Origin of the sequence: Oerskovia sp. USHLN155 (assembly GCF_037145535.1) — a bacterium.
GTDB lineage: Bacteria > Actinomycetota > Actinomycetes > Actinomycetales > Cellulomonadaceae > Oerskovia > Oerskovia rustica.
In genome coordinates, this window is sequence record NZ_JBBCXG010000009.1 from 128622 (window position 1) to 148412 (window position 19791).

General features: G+C 73.8%; 17 protein-coding genes. 9 read left to right on the plus strand and 8 right to left on the minus strand.

What is annotated here, in order from left to right:
• Positions 1–19 precede the first annotated feature (19 nt).
• From WFH32_RS14365 to WFH32_RS14385, 5 genes are all read right to left on the minus strand, one after another.
• Positions 20–1801 (minus strand): glycoside hydrolase family 43 protein, encoded by a 1782-nt coding sequence (locus tag WFH32_RS14365; RefSeq protein ID WP_336708023.1) that lies wholly within the window; start codon positions 1799–1801, stop codon positions 20–22.
• Position 1802: 1 nt separating this feature from the next.
• A complete protein-coding gene (locus WFH32_RS14370; RefSeq protein WP_336708024.1) occupies positions 1803–4274 on the minus strand; it encodes a beta-glucosidase family protein in 2472 nt (823 codons plus the stop codon).
• Between the two features lie 7 nt (positions 4275–4281).
• Positions 4282–5025, minus strand: a complete 744-nt coding sequence (locus WFH32_RS14375; RefSeq protein ID WP_336708026.1) for a carbohydrate ABC transporter permease — start codon at positions 5023–5025, stop codon at positions 4282–4284.
• A gap of 223 nt (positions 5026–5248) precedes the next feature.
• Complete coding sequence (locus WFH32_RS14380; protein ID WP_191794523.1) at positions 5249–6169, minus strand: carbohydrate ABC transporter permease; 921 nt, start codon at positions 6167–6169, stop codon at positions 5249–5251.
• Between the two features lie 25 nt (positions 6170–6194).
• Positions 6195–7502: an ABC transporter substrate-binding protein gene (locus tag WFH32_RS14385; protein WP_336708028.1), complete on the minus strand. Its 1308-nt coding sequence runs from the start codon at positions 7500–7502 to the stop codon at positions 6195–6197.
• Between the two features lie 191 nt (positions 7503–7693).
• On the opposite strand from WFH32_RS14385, the gene WFH32_RS14390 reads away from it, so the two are divergent.
• The 6 genes from WFH32_RS14390 to WFH32_RS14415 all read left to right on the plus strand — a co-directional run bounded on the left by WFH32_RS14390 (position 7694) and on the right by WFH32_RS14415 (position 13383).
• Entirely contained in the window at positions 7694–8704 is a 1011-nt protein-coding gene (locus tag WFH32_RS14390; protein ID WP_191794525.1) for a LacI family DNA-binding transcriptional regulator, read from the plus strand.
• 131 nt (positions 8705–8835) lie between these two features.
• A complete protein-coding gene (locus WFH32_RS14395; protein ID WP_191794526.1) occupies positions 8836–9042 on the plus strand; it encodes a hypothetical protein in 207 nt (68 codons plus the stop codon).
• Between the two features lie 75 nt (positions 9043–9117).
• Positions 9118–9348, plus strand: coding sequence for a FeoA family protein (locus WFH32_RS14400; protein WP_191794527.1), 231 nt, complete (start codon positions 9118–9120; stop codon positions 9346–9348).
• A gap of 17 nt (positions 9349–9365) precedes the next feature.
• A complete protein-coding gene (feoB, locus tag WFH32_RS14405; RefSeq protein ID WP_336708030.1) occupies positions 9366–11456 on the plus strand; it encodes a ferrous iron transporter B in 2091 nt (696 codons plus the stop codon).
• Complete coding sequence (locus WFH32_RS14410) at positions 11453–11779, plus strand: hypothetical protein (RefSeq protein WP_191794528.1); 327 nt, start codon at positions 11453–11455, stop codon at positions 11777–11779. Before feoB ends, WFH32_RS14410 begins: the two co-directional genes overlap by 4 nt.
• 71 nt (positions 11780–11850) lie before the next feature.
• Positions 11851–13383 (plus strand): glycosyltransferase 87 family protein, encoded by a 1533-nt coding sequence (locus WFH32_RS14415; RefSeq protein WP_336708032.1) that lies wholly within the window; start codon positions 11851–11853, stop codon positions 13381–13383.
• Between the two features lie 34 nt (positions 13384–13417).
• On the opposite strand, the gene WFH32_RS14420 is transcribed toward WFH32_RS14415, so the two are convergent.
• From WFH32_RS14420 to WFH32_RS14430, 3 genes are all read right to left on the minus strand, one after another.
• The gene (locus WFH32_RS14420) at positions 13418–14197 is read right to left on the minus strand and encodes a uracil-DNA glycosylase family protein (RefSeq protein ID WP_336708034.1); all 780 of its coding nucleotides are present in this window, start codon (positions 14195–14197) and stop codon (positions 13418–13420) included.
• 31 nt (positions 14198–14228) lie between these two features.
• Positions 14229–15965, minus strand: a complete 1737-nt coding sequence (locus tag WFH32_RS14425; RefSeq protein ID WP_336708035.1) for a S41 family peptidase — start codon at positions 15963–15965, stop codon at positions 14229–14231.
• A 67-nt stretch (positions 15966–16032) separates the two neighbouring features.
• A complete protein-coding gene (locus WFH32_RS14430) occupies positions 16033–17574 on the minus strand; it encodes an amidohydrolase family protein (protein ID WP_336708036.1) in 1542 nt (513 codons plus the stop codon).
• Positions 17575–17773: 199 nt separating this feature from the next.
• Between WFH32_RS14430 and WFH32_RS14435 the strand changes: the two genes are divergently transcribed.
• From WFH32_RS14435 to WFH32_RS14445, 3 genes are all read left to right on the plus strand, one after another.
• Positions 17774–18274, plus strand: coding sequence for an FBP domain-containing protein (locus WFH32_RS14435; protein ID WP_191794533.1), 501 nt, complete (start codon positions 17774–17776; stop codon positions 18272–18274).
• Positions 18275–18301: 27 nt separating this feature from the next.
• Entirely contained in the window at positions 18302–18892 is a 591-nt protein-coding gene (locus tag WFH32_RS14440) for a TetR family transcriptional regulator (protein WP_138826837.1), read from the plus strand.
• Positions 18893–19101: 209 nt separating this feature from the next.
• Positions 19102–19719 carry a carboxymuconolactone decarboxylase family protein gene (locus WFH32_RS14445; RefSeq protein ID WP_336708039.1) on the plus strand — a complete coding sequence of 206 codons (618 nt, stop codon included), beginning with the start codon at positions 19102–19104 and terminating at the stop codon, positions 19717–19719.
• The last annotated feature ends 72 nt before the right edge of the window (positions 19720–19791 follow it).

The following is a 19791-nucleotide window of genomic DNA, read 5'->3' on the forward strand; positions in this document are numbered from 1 at the left end:
ATATCGCTTCAAGGGGATGTCATGGACGATCTGCCGGTCGGGGCCGAGCGTTAGCACGGGTCCTGCGGCCTGCAGATGCTCTGCGCCCTCGGTACTCCACGCACTCGACGTCCGCGACCGTCGCGGTCGTCGTCCCGCGGCCCGTCGCGTACGGACCGACCCACACGCCCAGGAACCCGCCCGCCTCGGGCGAGCTGAGCCGCCCGCCGTGCACGGTCGCGACGGCGTGGAAGCCACGCAACGTCCGGACCCCGAGCGCGTACTCCTGACCGGTGGCGTGCAGCACCACGTCCACAGGCCCCTCGGCCAGCCCCAGCGGCCCGAGCGCCGCGCGCCCCACGACGACCTCCTCTCCCCCGAAGCGCTCGACCACGAGCACCTCGCGCCCGCCGGTCACCGAGCCCGGCACGGAGCCCGGCACGGAGCCGGACACCGCGCCCCGCGGCCGGACCGTCGCCCCGCCAGGACCAGAGGCCGCCCGCGTCACGACCGCCGCGATCCACGCCTCCTCGGACTGGCGCACCGCGAGCCCGGCCCACTCGTCGGGCCCGGCGGGGTCGACGTCGACGCGCACGGTCAGGTCCATGTCCGCGTGCTGCTGGCGGCGGCCCAGGAACGCGGGGGTCGCAATGTCGGACAGCGTCGCGGGCAGCAGCGGGAGCCGCAGGTGCCAGGGACGCTCGGTCAGGGACCAGAACGGGTCCCCGGTCCGCACCTGGTTCCACGCGAGGTCGAGCTCTTCGCCGGGCCCGTCGAACGTCTCGTGCACGACGACGGCACCCACCCCGGAAGGCTGGCCCACCACGGCAGGCGAGCCCACCCCCGGAAGCCGCGCTCCGACGTCGGGCCGGGGGAAGCTCCCCGCGACGTGGCCCACGCCCGGGGCGACCACGGGCCACCCGTCCTCCCAGACGACAGGGGCGAGGAACGTCTCGCGCCCCAGGTTGGGGAAGTAGCCGCCGTAGGGGCGGCTGCCGAGCAGGACCGTCCACCACTCGCCGGCGGCGGTCTCCACGAGGTCGGCGTGCCCGACGCCGACCACGGGGAAGTCCCGGCCCAGGTGGCGGTGCGTGAGGATCGGGTTCGCGGGGTTGCCCGTGTACGGGCCGGTGACGGTGTCCGCGCGCGCGACCGAGACCGCGTGCTGGTGCTCGGTACCGCCCTCGGAGGCGAGCAGGTAGTAGTGGTCGCCGACCCGGTACAGGTGCGGGCCCTCGGCCCAGACCGCGCCGTGCAGCGCGCCGCGCCACAGGACGTGCTCGGGGCCGACGAGCGCGCCCGCGGCGAGGTCGAGCTCGCGCAGCCACACCTCGGTCTGCCCCTCCCACTCCCCCGGGTCGGCGAGTCGCGTCGCGGTGAGCCACACGCGCCCGGTCGAGTCGTCGAAGAACACCGACGGGTCGATCCCGTCGCCCTCGAGCCACACCGGGTCGGACCACGGTCCGGCGGGGTCGGTCGCGGTCACGAGGAGGTGCCCGCCCTGGCCCTGGGTGTGGACGAGCGTCGTGACGACGTAGAACGTCCCGTCGTGGTGCCGGATCGTCGCGGCGTACAGCCCACCCGAGGACGGCACGGTCGACAGGTCCACCTGCTCGGTGCGGTGGATCGCGTGGCCCACCTGGGTCCACGTCACGAGGTCGTGGCTGTGGAAGACCGGCATGCCCGGGAAGTACTCGAACGTCGAGGTGACGAGGTAGTAGTCGTCGGGTGCGACGGTCCCGTCCGCCCGGGTGGCCCCGGGGACCCGGCAGATGCTGGGGTCGGGGTGCGTCCCGGGCAGGACGGGGTTCGTGAAGGTCACCTCAGACCTCGCCCACCACGAGCGGTGCGTGCAGCTCGCGCGTGTGGTCGACCACGCGCACGTCGCCCACGAGCGACACCGGGGCCACGAGCCGCACGTCGGCGCTCGACGCCCCGAACCGGAGCTCGATCGCGCCCGGCTCGACGATCCGGCGCCCGTCGCGGCCCGTGAAGGACAGGACGTCGGCGGGCACGGTCGCGCTCACGCGCGCCGAGGCGCCCGCGGCGAGCGGCACGCGCACGTACCCGACGAGCCGCTGCACGGGCCGCACGACCGACGCGACGGGGTCGTGCGCGTAGAGCTGCACGACCTCGACACCGTCGCGCCCGCCCGTGTTCCGCACGACGAACGACGCCTCGAAGGCCCCGTCGGTCGCGGCCTCGGTCGCGCTCACCACGAGGTCCGACCAGTCGAAGCTCGTGTAGGTGAGCCCGTGGCCGAACGCGAAGGCCGCGGTCGGGTCGATGTTCGACACGTCGGTCGCCTGCGCGAGCGTCGCGGCCAGGTAGGAGGTCGGCTGGGCGCCCTCGGTCCCGGGCACGCTCACGGGCAGCCGGCCCGACGGCGCCACGCGCCCCGACAGGACGCCCGCGACCGCGGGGGTCCCCTCCTCGCCCGCGAAGAACGCCTGGACGATCGCGGCGGCGCCGGGCTCACCGGGCGCCGGGGTCGCGGCCGCGCCGAGCGCGTAGGGACGACCCGAGAGGATCGTCGCGACCACGGGGCGACCTGTGGCGAGCAGCGCGTCGAGCAGGTCCTGCTGGGCGCCGGGCAGGCGCAACGACTCGGCGTCGCAGCCCTCACCGCTCGTGCCGCGACCGAACAGGCCGGCCCGGTCGCCCAGGGCGACCACGACGACGTCGGCCTCGCGGGCGAGGTGCACCGCCGCGGCGATGCCTGCGGCGTCGGCGGCCGCGACCTCGGCCGTGCTCACGGCCCCGGTCGAGGACGGGTCGCTCGTGCCGTCGAGCGTGATCGCGGGCAGCACGTCGACCGTGACGCCCGGCAGCTCGGCGCGCAGGGACTCGGCGAGCGTGGGCAGCGAGAGCCCGAGCGGGATCTCGGGGTGGGCCAGACCCACGTGCGCGGGGAACGAGTAGCAGCCGAGCACGGCCATGGGGTCCTCGGCCGTGGGGCCCACGACCGCGACGCGGCGCACGTCCGGGCCGAGCGGCAGCACGCCGTCGTTCGCGAGCAGGACCACGGCCTGCTCGGCGACATCGCGGGCGAGCGCCCGGTTCGTGGGTCCGTCGAGGTCGACGGTCCCGCGCAGCGCAGCCACGGCTGCATCGTCACCCGATCCGGAGACGGCAGCGAGCACGTCCGCGGGCACGTCGCGCAGCACCTCGGGGACGGGGTCCCAGTCGGCGTCGAGCAGTCCGAGGTCGACCTTCTGGCGCAGCACGCGCTCGAGTGCGCGGTCCACGAGCGCGACGTCGACGTCCCCGGCCTCGAGGGCCGCGACGAGCGGCTCGCCGAACGTCTTGACGGTCGGCAGCTCGACGTCGACCCCGGCCGCGAGCGCCGCCGCGGCGGCCTCGGCCCAGTCGCCGGCCACGCCGTGCATGATCTTCAGGAACGCGATCCCGAAGTAGTCGGCGACCACGGTCCCGTCGAAGCCCCACGTGTCGCGCAGCAGACCCGTGAGGAGGTCGCGGTCGGCGGCCGAGGGGATGCCGTCGGTGTCGGTGTACGCGTGCATGACCGACCGCACGCCGCCCTCGCGGACGGCCATCTCGAACGGCGGCAGGATGACGTCGGCGCGCTCGCGCGCCCCCATCGAGACGGGCGCGTGGTTGCGCCCGCCGCGCGAGGCCGAGTACCCGGCGAAGTGCTTGAGCGTCGCGACGATCCCTGCGGACTCCAGGCCCTGGACGTAGGCCGTGGCGACGGTCCCGACGAGGTACGGGTCCTCGCCGATGGTCTCCTCGACACGGCCCCAGCGGGCGTCGCGCACGACGTCGAGCACGGGGGCCAGGCCCTGGTTCACGCCGACCGAGCGCATGTCCTGCCCGATCCGCGTCGACATGCGGCGCACGAGCGCGGGGTCGAACGTCGCACCCCACGACAGCGGCACGGGGTAGGCCGTCGCACCCCACGCGGCGAAGCCCGCGAGGCACTCCTCGTGCGCGAGGGCCGGGATGCCGAAACGGTTCGCCGAGCGCACGCGCTCCTGCGTGCGCAGCAGCGACAGCGCACCCAGGGCCGGGTCGACCGGGTTGGTCCCGAAGGGCCGCGTGAGCTGCCCCAGCCCGTCGGGCAGGATCGCGTCGAGGTCGACGCCGTCCTCCATGTCGTGCTGGTGCGGGGCGACCTCGCCGCCCTCGGCCGACGCGCCGACCCACACCCCGAAGAGCTGGGCGACCTTCTCGCGCAGCGTCATCTCGGCCATGAGCGCCTTGACGCGGGTCGCGGTGCCGACCGTCGGGTCGGACCACACGGGCAGTTCGGTCTGGTTCGTCTGAGGAGTCATGGTGGAGCTACTTTCCGCCGACGCCCATGAGGCCCTGGACCAGGGCACGCCGGGCGAACAGGTACACGAGCAGGATCGGGATCATCGACATGACGACCGCCGCGAGGAGGCCGGGGATGTTGACGCCGTACTGCGTCTGGAAGTTGAAGAGGCCGAGGGTGATGACCTTGGTCGACTCGGACTGCGTGAGGATCAGGGGGAACAGGAACCCGTTCCACGCCTGCAGCGCCGAGTAGACGACGATCGTCGCGACGCCGCCCTTGGACAGCGGCAGCACGAGCTGCATGAACACCCGCCTGGGCGACGCGCCGTCGAGGGCCATGGCCTCGTAGAGCTCGTTGGTGATGTCGCGCATCGAGCCGCTGAGGATGATCGTGCAGATCGGCAGGCAGAACGCCGCGGTCGGCAGGATCACGCCGATCAGGTTGTCGTACAGGCCCACGACCGAGATGACGTAGAAGATCGGGACGATCACGGCGCTCGCGGGGACCGCGAGGCCCAGGAGGAACATCCGGAAGATGCCCGTGGTGGCGCGCGAGCGGTTGCGCACGATCGCGTACGACAGCGGCGGCACGAGCAGCACCACGATCCCGACCACGGCGACCGTCACGACGAGCGTGTTGAGGAAGTAGCGGCCGAAGCCCTGGTCGAACGCGTTGGTGAAGTTGTCGAGCGTGAACGTGGTCGGCAGGGACAGGGGGCCGCCCTCGGCGTACCCGGCCTGCGTCTGGAACGACGCCGTGACGAGCACGTAGAGGGGGATCGCGACGATCAGCAGCCAGATCGTGACCGCGACGCCCGCGCCCCAGTTGGGCCGGTTGCGGCTGCCCTTTCCTGACCGGCTGCCTGCCCGACGCCGCCGCGCGCCGCCGTCGTGGGGGGCGCCCCGCCGGGGCGCCCCCCCCCACCCGAGCCGGGCGACGTCGTCGGGCCGGAGACCTGCTCCGCGGGGGTGACGCTCAGGTCGTTGCTCATCACACGCCCTCCAGCTCGCTGCGCATCTTGTCGTACCCGGACAGGCGGACCATGACCAGGGAGATCGCGGTCGCCGCGACGACCAGGACCACGGCGATCGCCGACGCGAGCCCGAAGTCGAAGCCGCGGAACGCCTTCTGGTACATGTAGAAGGCCGTGATGGTCGTGTCCGTGCCGGGCCCGCCGTTGGTCAGGATGAGGACCGTGTCGAACGTCGTCAGGCCGCCGACGACCATGAGGATGACCGACGTGATCATGGTGTTGCGCAGCTGCGGGAGCGTGATCGCGAAGAACGAGCGCACGCGCCCGGCGCCGTCGATCTCGGCCGCCTCGTAGAGCATGGGCGGCACGGCCTTCGCGGCGCCCTGGTAGATCAAGGCGTGCAGCGGCGTGAACTGCCACAGGCTCACGAACACCAGGACGGCGATCGCGGTCGACTGGTTGCCGAACAGGTTGCCGTCGCCGAACAGCCACTCCATCTGGGCCGGGACGCCGAAGTTCGGGTCGAGCACCGCGCGCCACAGGACCGACACCGCGGCCGCGGACAGCAGCAGCGGCACGAAGAAGATCGCCGAGAGCACCGCACGGTTCCACTGGTGGCCCGCGGCCCACACACCCAGCAGCATCGCGACCGGGGTCTGGGTCACGACGCCGAGTGCCGTCAGCACGAGCGAGAGCCCGATGCTCTTGAGCATCACGGGGTCGTCGAGGAGGCGGGACCAGTTCTCGGTCCCGACGAGCTCGGGACTGCCCAGGCCGCTCCACTGCGTGAACGACAGCACGAGCACGAGGACCATGGGCAGGAGGGCGAAGAGCCCGAAGAACAGGGCGGCGGGCAGGGCCCAGACCACGCCCGGGCGACCGACCTGGAGGTCGGCGGCGCCCGGGCGCGTGCGCCCCTGGGGTGCGCGGGTGGTCATGACGATCTCCGTCCGGGGGACCGGGTCAGCGCGAGGCCGGCAGGGACTTCATCGCAGCGATGAAGCCGTCGGCGTCGATCTGGCCGCTGAAGAACTGCTGGACCGCGATCTTGAGCGGGGTGCCGGCAGCCGGGGGGAAGGCCTGGTCCCAGGACATCTGGAAGTGCGGCGCGTTCTTCACGAGGTCGAACTGGAAGGCGGCGTACTCGGGGCTCGCGGCCTGGTCCAGGAACTGCTCGGTGTTGGTCGTGGTCGGCAGGTTGCCGATCGCGAGCTGCGCCTCGACGAACTCGTCCGAGTACATGAGCTTGAGGAAGTCGCGCACGGCGTCCGGGTAGCGCGTCTTGGCGAGCACCGAGTAGAAGTTGTTGGTGTTGCCCGTGATGTTGGCCGCGTCGCCCTTGCCGCCGTCGATCGCGGGGAAGGCCGTGTAGCCGAGGTTGGCGTCGGTCCACGCGGGGTCCACGTCGTAGTGCGTCGAGTAGTTCCACGAGCCCATGAGCTCGAACGCCGCCTTGCCCGTGCGCAGGAGCGCGGGCGAGCCGCCGTCGGTGAACTTCACCGAGTCGAAGTTGGTGCCGAAGGCGCCGGCGTCGATGAGCTCGGACAGCTTGTCGAGGGCCTCGTGGCTCTCGGCCGAGTCCCACACGTCGGTGTCGCCCGCGAGGGCCTTCTCGAAGAGCTCGGGGCCCGCGACGCGGTCGAACGCGTACTGGTACCACATGAGGGTCGGCCACTGGTCGGCGCCGCCGAGGGCGATCGGCGTGACGCCCTGGGCCTTGAGGGTCTCGACCGCCGCGAGGAGCTCGTCCCAGGTCTCGGGGGCCTCGATGCCGGCGTCCGCGAGGACCTGCTTGTTGTGGAACAGCATGACCGGCTGCGTGCCGCGCATCGGGATGCCGTAGGACGTGCCGTCGATCACGGCCGAGTTGAACACCGCGGGCAGGAACGCGTCCTTGAGCTGGGGGTCCTCGGCGATGAAGTCGTCGAGGGGAAGCAGCAGGTCGGCGTCGACGAAGGGCTCGATCGAGCCGCCGCCCCAGTTGAAGAAGACGTCCGGCGCCGCGTTGGTGTCGATGATCGTCTGGAGCTTCTGCTGGTAGTCGGCGCCGGGGATGGTGTCGAGGACGACCTTGACGTCCGAGGTCTTGTTGAACGTGTCGACCATCTGCTGCTCGACCTTGTTGGTCGCGTCCCCGTAGACCATCACGTGGATCTCGTTCTCGGGGCGGCTCGACCCACCGGAGTCCCCGCTCGCGCACGCAGCGAGCGGGAGGACCAGCGCCGACGCCACGGCCGCGGCCGTGAGCGACTTCCGCGTTCTTGTGTTCATCATCGAACCCTTTCGAAAGTTTCGGCGTCTGCGCCGAAAGTACTCGGTTGCCCTGGACTCTAAGACGCGAAATCCTCGGGGTCAACACCGAGCCTGAACTGTTACCTGCTGCGAGAAGCCTGGGAACTGCTCGTCGAGACCTCGGAGATCACCCATCGAAACTTTCCGCCCGAGGCGCTACGCTGACCCGCATGACCGACGACGTTCTTCCCGGCCGGGTCACCCTCGCCGCCGTGGCGGCCGAGGCCCAGGTGTCCCTCTCGACCGTGTCCAAGGTGCTCAACGGGCGCACCGACGTGTCCGCAGGGACCCGCGACCGGGTCGAGGCGCTGCTCGTCCAGCACGGCTACCGGCGACGCAAGAGCCCCACCGCCTCGGCCCCCCTCATCGAGATCGTGTTCCACGAGCTCGAGAGCATCTGGGCCATGGAGCTCATCCGCGGCGTCGAGGACGTCGCGCGCGAGCACGGGGCGAGCGTCGTGCTGACCGAGTCAGGCACCCGGCACGCCCCCGGGCCCGAGTGGATCGAGGGCGTCCTCGCCCGCCGGCCGCTCGGCGTCGTGCTCGTCTTCTCGACGCTGCCCGCGGCCGTCAAGGAACAGCTCCGCTCACGGGCCATCCCGTTCGCGGTCATCGACCCCGCCGGGGACCCCGAGCCCGACGTCCCGTCGGTCGGCTCCGCGAACTGGCAGGGCGGGCTCATGGCCACGCGTCACCTCATCGAGCTCGGCCACCGCCGCATCGGCGTCATCACGGGCCCCGAGGACATGATGTGCTCGCTCGCCCGCCTCGACGGCTACCGTTCGGCGCTCGGCACGGCCGGCATCGCGGCCGACCCCGACCTGGTGCGGTTCGGCGACTTCCACCCGCAGGGCGGCACCGACCGCGCCGAGGAGCTCCTGAGCCTGCCCGAGCCCCCCACCGCGATCTTCGCGGGTTCCGACCTCCAGGCCCTCGGCGTGCTCGAGGCCGCGCGCCGCCACGGGTTGCGCGTCCCCGAGGACCTCTCGATCGTCGGGTACGACGACGTCCCCGTGGCCCGCTGGTCCAGCCCCGCGCTGACCACGGTCCACCAGCCGCTCCAGGAGATGGGCCAGGAGGCCGCGCGGCTCGTCCTCAAGGCGCGCGAGGGCGACGTGACGAACACGCGCATGGACCTCGCGACGAGCCTCGTGGTGCGCGGGAGCACGGCGGCTCGATAGCACCTGGGATACCCCAGCCCCGTACGCCCCGCCACCGGGGGCCACGTGACTCTCTTCACGCGCATCTCGCGTCACGTCGGCCCCGCAACCGTGTCTACCGTGGTGAACGCACAACCCCGGAGGTACGAACCATGAGCACCCAGCACGCCACCGAGCCCGCCCCCGTCACGGCCGGGCTCTCGCGCCGCGAGATCCACCACGCCCAGACCGCCTCCCCTGCCCCGAGCCTCTGGCAGCGCCTGCACAGCAGCCCCTCGCACCCGGTCGTGCTCACGGTCACGACCATGGCCCTGGGCATCCTCGCGGGCATCGGCGCGGGCGCACTCCTCAACCTCTGACGGGACCTACGGCCCGGGCCGCCCGGGACCTCCAGCACGTGAGGTGAGGCTCACCTCACGTCTAGCGTCGAGAGCATGAACCTGGCTGAGGTCCCACCGGGGGCGCACGTCGTCCTGTCGTCGGTCCGCGAGGACGCACGCACCTCGCCGGGCTCCGGGGTTCGCCTGCGCGAGCTGGGACTCCGACCGGGCGCAGGCATGACCGTCGCGCTGCGGACCCCGTTCGGCGGGCGCGTCGTCCTCGTCGGCCGCCGCCGCATCGCGCTCGACGCCGCGACGGTCCGCCGGCTCGAGATCGCGTCGTGAGCTGTCCGCACTGCGACGTGGGACCCGGACGCGGCACCGAGGGGCACGACGGCGCCGCGCACCCGCCCGCGCGACGTCGCCGTCGCGGGACCGGCCCGGGGGTACCGCTCGACGCGACGGACCTCCCCGCCGCGCGGATCCTGCTCGTCGGGACGCCCAATTCCGGGAAGTCGACCCTCTTCAACCGCCTCACGGGCGCCCGCCAGACCACCCGCAACGCTCCCGGGACGACGGTCGAGCTCGCCCGTGGGACCTGGCGCCCCGGGCCCGGCCGGTCCGCGGAGGCGCGCGGCTCCCAGGAGACCGCGGTCGCCCTCGCCGCCTCGTCGACCCTCGCGATCGTCGACCTGCCCGGCGCCTACTCGCTGACCCCCGTCTCGCCCGACGAGGCCGTGACCGCGGCCGAGATCGCCCGCAGCACAGCGGGCACCGGGGGCGCTGCGGGCACCGGGCGCACGGACGACGCCGTCTGCCTGCTCGTCGCCAACGCAGCCGAGCTCCACAGCGCGCTGTTCCTCCTCGGGCAGGTCGGCGCCCTGACCGACCGTGTCGTGGTCGCCCTCACCATGACCGACGTCGCCACGGTCGACGGCCTCGTCGTCGACCCGGACCGGCTCGCGGACCGGCTCGGTGTCCCGGTCGTCGAGGTCGACCCTCGCACGGGACACGGCACGGACGACCTCGCCGAGGCCGTGCGCACCGTCGCGGCGAACCCGCGCGCCGTCGTCGGGCTGCCTGCTCCTGCCGACGACCGCCCGGCGGGCGACCTCGACCGGGGCGACCTCGACCGGATCGACGCGCTGCTCGGCTGGGCCGACGACGTGGTCGAGGCGATCGACGCCCACCACTCCCCGACCCGGAGCCGAGCCGACCGGATCGACCGCTGGCTGCTCAACCCGTGGGTCGGGCTGCCCGTGTTCGTCCTGACCCTCTGGGCGCTGTTCCAGCTCGCCACGTGGGCGGCCGCGCCGATCATGGGAGCCGCCGAGGCGCTCGTGACCGGTCCCGTCGCGGGAGTCGTCTCGTGGGCGCTCGCCGGCCTGGGGCTGGGCGGCGGGTGGTTCGAGGGTCTGGTGGTCGACGGCGTCGTCGCGGGCGTCGGCGTCGTCGTCGCGTTCGCGCCGCTCATGGCCATGATGTTCCTCGCGATCGGGCTGCTCGAGGACTCTGGCTACGTCGCACGGGTCGCGGTCCTGGCGGACCGGCTCATGCGTTCGGTCGGGCTCGACGGCCGCGTCATCATGCCGCTCATCGTCGGCTTCGGCTGCAACCTGCCCGCCCTCGCGGCGACCAAGACGCTCCCGCACGCCCGGCAGCGTCTGCTCACGGGGCTCCTGGTCCCGTACGCGTCGTGCCCCGCGCGGCTGACGGTGTACGTCCTGCTGGCCGGGACGTTCTTTCCCCGGCACACGGGCCTCGTGGTGCTCGCCATGTACGTGCTGAGCGTGCTGCTCGTGCTCGGCGGGGCCTTCGCGCTGCGCGGCACGCTGTTCCGCGACCTCGACCGGGAACCCCTCGCGCTGGTCCTCCCGGCGTACCACGTGCCGCGCCTCGGCCCGCTCCTGGCGACCACGGGCCGGCGTGTGCTCGCGTTCCTGCGCGGCGCGGGCACGATCATCGTCGCGGTCCTCGTCGCCGTGTGGCTGCTGCTCGCGATCCCCGTCACCGCCGGCCACACGTTCGGCGAGGTCCCTGTGCACGACTCGGCGTACGGCCGCCTGACCGACCAGGTCGCGCCCGTGTTCGCCCCCGCTGGCTACGGCGACTGGCGCACGACGTCCGCCCTGGTCACCGGGTTCGTCGCCAAGGAGGTCGCGGTCGGGGCGCTCGCGCAGGCGTACGCCGTGGACGAGCCCACCCGGTCGTCACCGGGCGAGCTCGGCGAGCAGCTGCGCACCACGCTCGACGAGACCTCGGGCGGGCACGCCTCGGCCGCGGCGCTCGCGTTCATGGTCTTCGTGCTCGCCTACACGCCGTGCCTCGCGACGGTCGCCGAGCAGAAGCGCCTGTTCGGCTGGCGCTGGACCCTGGGTGCGGTCGCGGCCCAGCTCACGGTCGCCTGGGTCCTGTCGGTCGCGACGTTCCAGCTCCTGCGGCTCGTCTGGTGAGCACCACGGCGCACGCTCCCGCGCGGCACCGCGACCTCGTGCGGCCGGTGCTGGCGAGGATCCGCGCGGGCGACACGACCGACGAGGCCGCCGTCGCGCTCGGCCTCGACCCCGGGCTCGTCGACGCGACCGTCGCGCAGCTCGTCCGGCTGAGGCTCGTGCAGGTCGCGGGCCCGCCGCGAGCCGGGGGGCCCTGCTCGGGGTCGGGCTGCCCCGGCACGCCGGGTGCTCCGGGTACCCCGGGCACTCCCGGCGACGCACAGCCCACCCGTCGCCTCCCCTCGGCCTGCACGGGCTGCCCCTTGGCTCCGCGCTCCCGCTGAGCGGTGCTCGGTGCGCGCCGCCGTCGGGCCTCCGCGCGCGGCCCCGCACCACGCCGGGCAGACTCGAGGAAGTGAGCCCCGCACCCCGAACCCCCCGCCCGGACCGCCGGCCGGGCGCTGCGCTGGGCTGGGCGGTCGCCGCCGCGGTCGGGGCGCTCGCGTTCCTCGTGCGATGGCACCTCGTGGGCGGGACGGTCGGCCTCCGCGGGTATCACGGGTACGACGACGGCGTGTACTTCTCGTCGGCCGTGGCGTTCGCGCACGGCCTCCTGCCCTACCGCGACTTCCTGCTCCTGCACCCACCCGGCTCGATGCTCGCCCTGACGCCCTTCGCGGCGCTCACCGCGTGGACGAGCGACAGCGACGCCCTGGTCGCCGCGCGCGTGGGCTTCCTGCTGGTCGGCGCCGCGAACGCCGTCCTGGTGACGCGGGTCGCGCGCCGGTGGGGCACGACCGCGATGGTCGTGGGCGGCGTCCTGTACGCCGTGTCGTACGCCGCGGCGTGGGCCGAGCGCATCACGCTGCTCGAGCCCTTGGGGTCGCTGTGCCTGCTGGGCGGGGTCGTCCTGGTGCTGCGCGGCCTCGATGCGGACCGGCGCCCCGCGACAGCCTCCGGGATGGGCTGGCTGTGGGCGGGCGGCGCGGTCCTGGGGCTCGGCGTGAGCGTCAAGATCTGGGGCGTCGTGCCGCTCGCGGTCGTGGTCGTCTGGTTGCTCGTGACGGCGGGGTGGCGGGTCGCGGTGCGGGCGGGCGCGGGGGCGGTCGGGGCGGTCGTGGTCGTGATGGCGCCGTTCGCGCTGGCCGCGGGCTCGGACATGTTCCGCATGGTCGTGCTCGACCAGCTCGGGCGACCGCGCGAGACGGACACGGGGGTCCTCCAGCGGCTCACGTGGATCGCGGGCACGGGGAACGCGGAGTGGGCCCGGACCCCGACGGCGCAGCTCGCCCTGGTCTGGGCCGTGCTGGGCCTCGTGGTCGTCGCGGCGGTCGCTGCCTGGGTCGGGCGGCGCGGTCGCCTGTGGGTCGCGCTGCTCGCCGTCCAGACCGTGGTGCTCGTGGCGTCGCCGTCGGCGTACCAGCAGTACGCGGCGTTCGTCGTCCCGGCGCTCGTGCTGGTCGTCGCGGCCGCGGCCTCGCTCGTGCCGGCGCGTTGGCGGCAGCCGGTCGCGGCGCTCGTGTGCCTGGGCTTCACGCTCGGTGCCGGGGTGACGGCGACGCAGCGCGTCGTGCCTTTCCCGGCCGCCGCGGTGCGGTCCCACCTGCCGGAGGACGGGTGCGTCCGCGCCGACTCCCCCGCGCTGCTCGCGCTGACCGAGGTCCTGAGCCGCGACCTGGCGCGCGGCTGCGAGCTGCCCGTGGACCTGTCGGGGTACGCGTACGACGTCGGGGCGAAGGACTCCGTGGGGCGCCCCGTGCCGCGCGACCAGAACGCCGCGTGGCAGCGCGAGGCGTTGCGCTACCTGACGTCGGGGTCGGCGACGCTCCTGGTGCGCTCGGTCGGGAACGGCTTCGACGAGGCGACGACGCGGACCCTCGACGAGACGACCGCGACGGTCGTCGAGCGTCGTGGCGTGCGGGTGCTGGTCCCGCACGAGGGGCCGTAGGACGACCGTTGGGGCCTCAGGCCCCGCGCCCGCCTCAGACCGCTCCGCCCGGCGCCCTCCACTCGATCGTGTGCGCCGGGTCGCTGCGCGGCCGTTGCACGGTGCCGTTCTCGCCGAGCGCACGGATCCAGGCGTCGTCCCCGAACCAGTCGGGCATCCCGTACGGCAGGTCACCGCGCGGGATCGGTGCGTAGTCGGCCTCCTCGAAGGTCGCGCCGTAGGTCGGGACGGTCGCGTCGCCGTCGGGGTCCGGCGTCACGACGCCCCGCAGGTCGCCGACCGCGTCGCGCCACGCGTCGAGCAGCGCCTTGGGGTCGCGGCTCGAGGGGTGCGGGACCTTGTGGACGGGGACGTTCGGGGCGCCCTCCCAGCGCCCCAGGGCGTCGCGCGCCTGGGCCCCGAACGCGACGACCGCCTGGAGACCGGGTCCCGTGACGGCGTCGAACAGCTGGTTGCGCCAGCGCGTGTGCTCGGGGGCACGCAGGATCTCGCGCGCGGCCTCGTCCGCGCGCGAGGGCAGCGTCGCGTACGCGTAGGCGTTGAGGCACACGTAGCTGCGCGTCAGCCCGAGCTTGGTGAGGAAGCCCTGGACGCGCTGGCCCGCGTTGCCCACGAGCGAGCGGCCCGCGATGCGTTCGGTGGGGCCGGGGTCGGACGCGATGACGAGCAGGCGCGCGGACCCGTCGAGGCGGCCCCGGTAGAGCACGGGACCCCAGTCGTGCCAGAACAGCGCGGCGTGCTCGCCGTAGCTCGGGAGCCGCTCGAAGATCTCGGCGATCTCGGGCGGCGGTCCGGGGTCGTGGTCGGTGCTCATGTCGTTCCTCCGTTCGCGCGCGGACCGGCTCTCAGCCGGCGCGGAGCAGCCCCAGGCAGAACGCCTGGAGGTCGACGTTGTCCCGCAGCAGGTCGTCGCGGGTCATGTCGTACGGGACGCCCGCGATCCCGAGGTCCTCGACCGGGATGCCGTCGCCCCGGCCCGAGCGGATGGTCCGCCGCACCGCGACGGTCAGCGACGTCCCTGCGGGCATGGGCGGCAGCGCGCGCTCGGTGCCCGCGAGCGCGTCGCGCACCTGGGACAGCGTCCAGACGTTGGCCCCACCGCCCCCGGTGGCCTGCCCGACGGCGACGAGCGGACCCACGTCGTTGTCGACCCACCCGGCCGCGAACAGGTCGCCCGACGAGTACGTGTTCGGGTCGACGACCGCGACCGCGGGTCCGGGGTAGACCCGTCCGCGGTCGTTGCACCAGGCGGGGTCGGTCAGCGGCAGGGGCTGCGCGTACTGCTCGCCGGTCGACACGGCGTCCTGGAGCGAGCCGTTCCACGCCTCGAGCTCGAGCCGGTTGAACGGGCTGGCGGCCATGAGCCGGGTGAGGGGTGTGGCGACGAGGCTGAAGCGCGTGGGGACGACCGGGTGGTCCGTGAAGAGCTGCAGCGCGCGCTCGGCGGCCCAGACGAGCCCGCCGGGGTTGCCGCGCAGGTCCACGACGACCCCTCCCGCGGGCAGGAGCCCCAGGAGCCGGGTCATCTCGTCGAGGTAGGCGGCGTCGTCCCCCACGTCGAACGACCACAGCCGCAGCAGGCCGTGGTCGGCGTCGAGCGCCCGCGCGGCGAGGACGTCCTGGAGCGGGGTGGGGATCCAGTCCGTGCCCGCCCCGCCCGCGTTCCCGGTCGGGAGACGGCCCGACGGCGCCGCTCCCCCTGCGCGGGCGACGCCCGCTCGCGTCGTGCTCGCCCGGGGAAGCGGCGGTGGTGGCGCGGCGGGCTCGGCCTCGTCCTCGGTGGCCCACAGCTCGGGGACGAACGTGAGCTTCTTGGCCCGGCGCACGGCGTCCGCGGCGGGGTCGACCGCGACCTTGAGCGCCGCGCGCGTGGCTCGGCTGACGGCCGTCTCGGCCCGACCGGGGGCGACGACGGTCCAGTCGAAGCGTGTCTCCCGGCTGGCCCCGCGGCGCGTCCGGTACTCGACGACGACCCAGTGCTCGTCGGGCGGCGGCCCGTAGTCGAGAGCGCGGAACGTCAGGGACTCGAGCGCGCGCGAGCGCCGCGCGTCGGGTCGCCCGCCGGTCTCGCGGTCGGCGTGGACCTCGACCGCGCGGGCGATGGGCACGCCGTTCCATGCGAGGACCTCGACACCTGGGGCGAACGACCTGTCGGTCGTGGCGCCGGGGCCGACCTTGGTCACGAGGAAGTGCGGCTCGTGGTCGGGCCCGTGGGCCTCGATCAGGAACGGCAGCGTCGCGACCTGCCCGCGTGCGGCGACGGGCCCGACGTAGCGGGTGTGCGCGTCGCGCAGCCCGGTGAGGATGCCCGTGAGCGCGAGGTGGAACTCGGCGTCGGTCAGGTCGACGGCGCGGCGCCGCAGCAGCGTGAGCCCCTGCACGGGGTCGCTCGCGTAGGCCGCGCGCTTGGCGGGCAGGTGGGAGTAGAGCCCGCCCAGGACCGTGACGAACGTGTCGACGACCTGGAGCCGTTCGCCGCCGTCGAGGTGCGCGGCCGCGGGGACGTCGGCGAGGGTCGTGGCCGTGACGGCCTCGGCGAGCAGGCGCCGGACGCGGGCGTCGCGCGGGTCGGTGGTCGTCACGTTCCCTCCCAGCGGTGGTGCAGTGGTGCGGTGGTGCGGCGGTCGGCGAGATCGCTGCGACGCGACCTCAGTAGTAGGCGCGCAGGCCGTCGAGCACTCCCGCGTGGAAGCCGCGCCCGACGACCTGGGCGAGCCAGGCGTCGTCGGGCATCAGGGACTCGAGCGGCGGGACGACGATCGTCCCGAGGTCGCGCGGGAGCCCGCCGACCGGGCCGACGCCCGTGGGCATGTCGAGCGCGAGGCGCAGGGGCGCGCCTTCGTCGCTCATGCTCCCGGCCCATGCCGCGGCGCGCGCCTGGGCTGCGGTGATCTCGGCCTGCGGGTCGGCACGGACGGCCTCGAGCCGGTCGACGACGTCGTCCCACCCCCAGGGCGTCGTGCCGTCGTCGGGGTGCGTGAGGCTCAGGCGCATGTCGCGCGAGCCGACGGTGAGGGCCGTGAGGTCGGGCGCGCCCGCGGCGGCCGTGAGCGCGGGAGTCCCGTAGCGCGCGACGCCGTCGATCACGACGAGGTCCACGTCCTCCTCGGTCGCGGCGACGACGGAGGCGAACGGGTCGGCGCCACGCTCGGCGCGCAGCACGAGGACGTCCGCGAGCGCCCCGGGCTGCAGCCGCCCGGTCTGCCGCCCCCAGCCGCGTGCGAGGACGTCGCCGGGCACGCAGGTCACCATGCGCACGAGGTCCTCGTCGCTGAGGTTCCACCCGGCGTGGTCGGCGGCGAGGCGCGCGGCCTTGAGCTCGCCCAGGACGTTCTTCGAGCCCGACGGCGCCCAGTCCGCCCCGAGGCACACGGCGAGTCCCGCGTCCCTCGCCGCGGGGACGTCGGTGGTGACGCCGTAGAGCCACAGGTTGGAGAAGGGCGACCAGACGACGGCGCCGGGGTCGGCCCAGCGCGCGAAGCCGGCCGCATCGACCGCGGTCGCGTGGACCGCGACGAACCGGGGCTGGAGGCAGCCGGCCGACTCGGCGTCGGTGTACTCGCGGGCGACGAGGCTGCCGGGCTGCCCCTCGGCGCAGTGGTAGACGAACAGCGATCCGGCGCGCATGCGGTTCGCGCGGTCGGCGAGGTCGGCGGGCTTGGCCGTGAGGACCGACGCGAGGACCTTGTTGCGGTCCCCCGTCCCGAAGCTCTCGTCGTCGATCTCGCGCACGAGCCACCCGTCGCGCGGGCGGTTCATGGGCGGGGAGCCCTGGACCGAGGTCGTGCCGCCCACGATCGCCTTGGTCTCGACGTACGCGAGGAGCTCGTGCGGGCTCGCGGTGATGAACGCGTACGCGGGCCACGTGGTGCTCGCGGCGTAGGTCCTGGCACGGGGCCACGAGTCGTGGTGCGCGAACGGGACGGCCTGCGACGGCTCGGTCCACAGGGGCAGCGTGTCGTAGGCCAGGTGGTTGTGGAGGTCGATCAGGCCCGGCAGGACGAGCGAGCCGCCGACGTCGACGACCGGGCATCCGTCGAAGCGGGCGGGACCGGGCCGGGTGCTGCGGGTGACGGCGGCGACGCGGCCGTCGTCGTCGATCCACACGCGGCCCGTGAAGACCGCGGACTCGGACGGCGCGACCGACCGGTCGTCCGACAGTGCGACGACGCGTCCACGGATCGCCCACATGAGATCCCCCCGGTCGAGCGACGGGCGTACCTGTTCTCGACGCTAGACCCGCGGGCGCGCGTCGGCGAGGGAGCGGGAGGGTGATTTCCCTGAGGAGCCACCAGGTCGGGGCGGGAGAAAGGGCGTGCTCCGCCCCACGAATCTGTACTAGTGTCCAACTTGAACACCCGTACAAATTCGACGGAAACCGGAGCCGCACGTGCGACCACTGACCCGGCAGGAGACCCGCCACGCCTTCAGGAACACCACCACGCAGGAGACGAAGGTCCTGCGGCTCCCCGCCACGTTCGACACGCTCGACTGGTCCCGCCTCGACTACCTCGGCTGGCGCGACCCCCGGTCACCCCTGCGCGCGTACCTCGTCGCCCTCGTCGACGACGTGCCCCACGGCGTCATGCTCCGCCAGTCGGCGACCCGCAACGAGCTCGCGAGCCGCGCCGTGATGTGCGTGCTGTGCCGCTTCACCCGGCGCTTCAACGAGGTCGCCCTGTTCTCGGCCGCCCGCGCAGGGGCGGACAAGCGCGCCCGCCTCGACACCCTCGGCATCTACGTGTGCGTCGACCTCGACTGCCACACGAACGTCCACAGCACCCCGCTCCCGGGCCCCCTCGACCCGCCGGCCGCAGAGATCGTCGCGTCCCGTCGCGACGGGCTGCGCACCCGGACCAGCGCGTTCGTGCGCTCCGTCGTGATGCAATAGGCCGCTGCCGACACCGAGGAGAACACCATGGGGAGCTATCTCGCACGAGACGCGCGCCGCAGGACCATCCTGGACGCGGCCGTGGTCGTCCTGGGACGCGACGGCATCGCCGCCGTGACGGCCCGCTCGGTCGCGGCGGAGCTCGGCGGCTCCCAGGGGCAGATCCACCACCACTTCGGGTCGACGACGCAGCTCGTCGCCGAGGCCTGGCTCCTGTACACCCGGACCGAGGTCGAGCAGTTCGAGGCCGAGGCGGCGAACCTCGACCCGCAGGAAGCGGTCGGCCACTTCTTCGAGGGCCTGCGCGGCGGGCAGGACGGCGGTGCCCTCGCCCTCTGGGCCGAGGCGGGCTCGTACGCGCGGTTCACCCAGGAGTTCGCCCCCGCATACCTGACATCGCTCCAGCAGGTCTGCACGGTCCTCGAACGGCTCCTCGACCGGGAACGGCCCGACGACGGCAACCGCGACGCCGCCCTGCGCCTGCTCATGGTCGGGATCGGCCTGGCCGGGCTGACCGCGATCGCACCGACCGACGAGACCGGCATCGCCCCGGGGCAGGTCGTCGGCTCGGCGATCGCGCAGGAGCTCTCCCGCCTCCGCACTCAACCACGCGCCTAGGGGCCATCCCTCTCGGTGCCGAGCACGCGGTGGGCGTCGCCCTTCGGCTGAACTCGGACGCCAACCGCATGCTCGGGCGACGGGAACCGCATGCTCGGCGACGCTGGAGACCTTCCGGCGCGGCCGGCACCGTGCGAGCCTGGAGGGACAGCCCCGGGGCGCGGCGCTCCCTACCGCGAGCGCACAGCCGCCCGGGAAGGAGACCTGCCATGAGCTGGATCCGAGAGGCCGACGAGAGCGAGCCCAGCGGCGCCGTCGCGGCAGCGTTCGCGAAGGACCACGAGACGCTGGGGTACGTCGCGAACCTCACGCGGCTCCTCGCGAACCGGCCCGCGGTGCTCGACGCGTGGATCGGGCTCAACGGCGCGATCAAGGCGTCCATGTCGCCCCGCCGGTACGAGCTCGCGACCCTCGCGGCGGCGCTGCGGCTCCGGTCGACGTACTGCGCGCTCGCGCACGGCGCGGTCCTCGCCGACCACCACGTCGGGGCCGACGCCGTGCGCGAGGTCGCCGAGGGGCACGACACCGTCCAGCTCTCGCCGATCGACCGCGCCGTCATGGACCTCGCGGACAAGGTCGCGGCCGGGGCCGCCGACATGACCGAGCCCGACCTCACCGAGCTGCGCGACCTCGGGCTCGACGACGGCGAGATCCTCGACGTGATCCTGGCCGCGTCGGCGCGCTGCTTCTTCAGCTCGGTCCTGGACGCGACCGGGACGCAGGCCGACGCGGTGTTCGCCGACCTCGACCCGGCGATGCGCGACGCCCTGACCGTCGGCCGGCCGATCGCGACCCCCGACCCCGTGGGCCGACACCTCGCCAGCTGACGCCCGGCCGCTCCCCTCCCCCCCGCGGCTCCCCGCAAGGCCCCCGTCGCCCTGTGAATCACAGCGCTCATT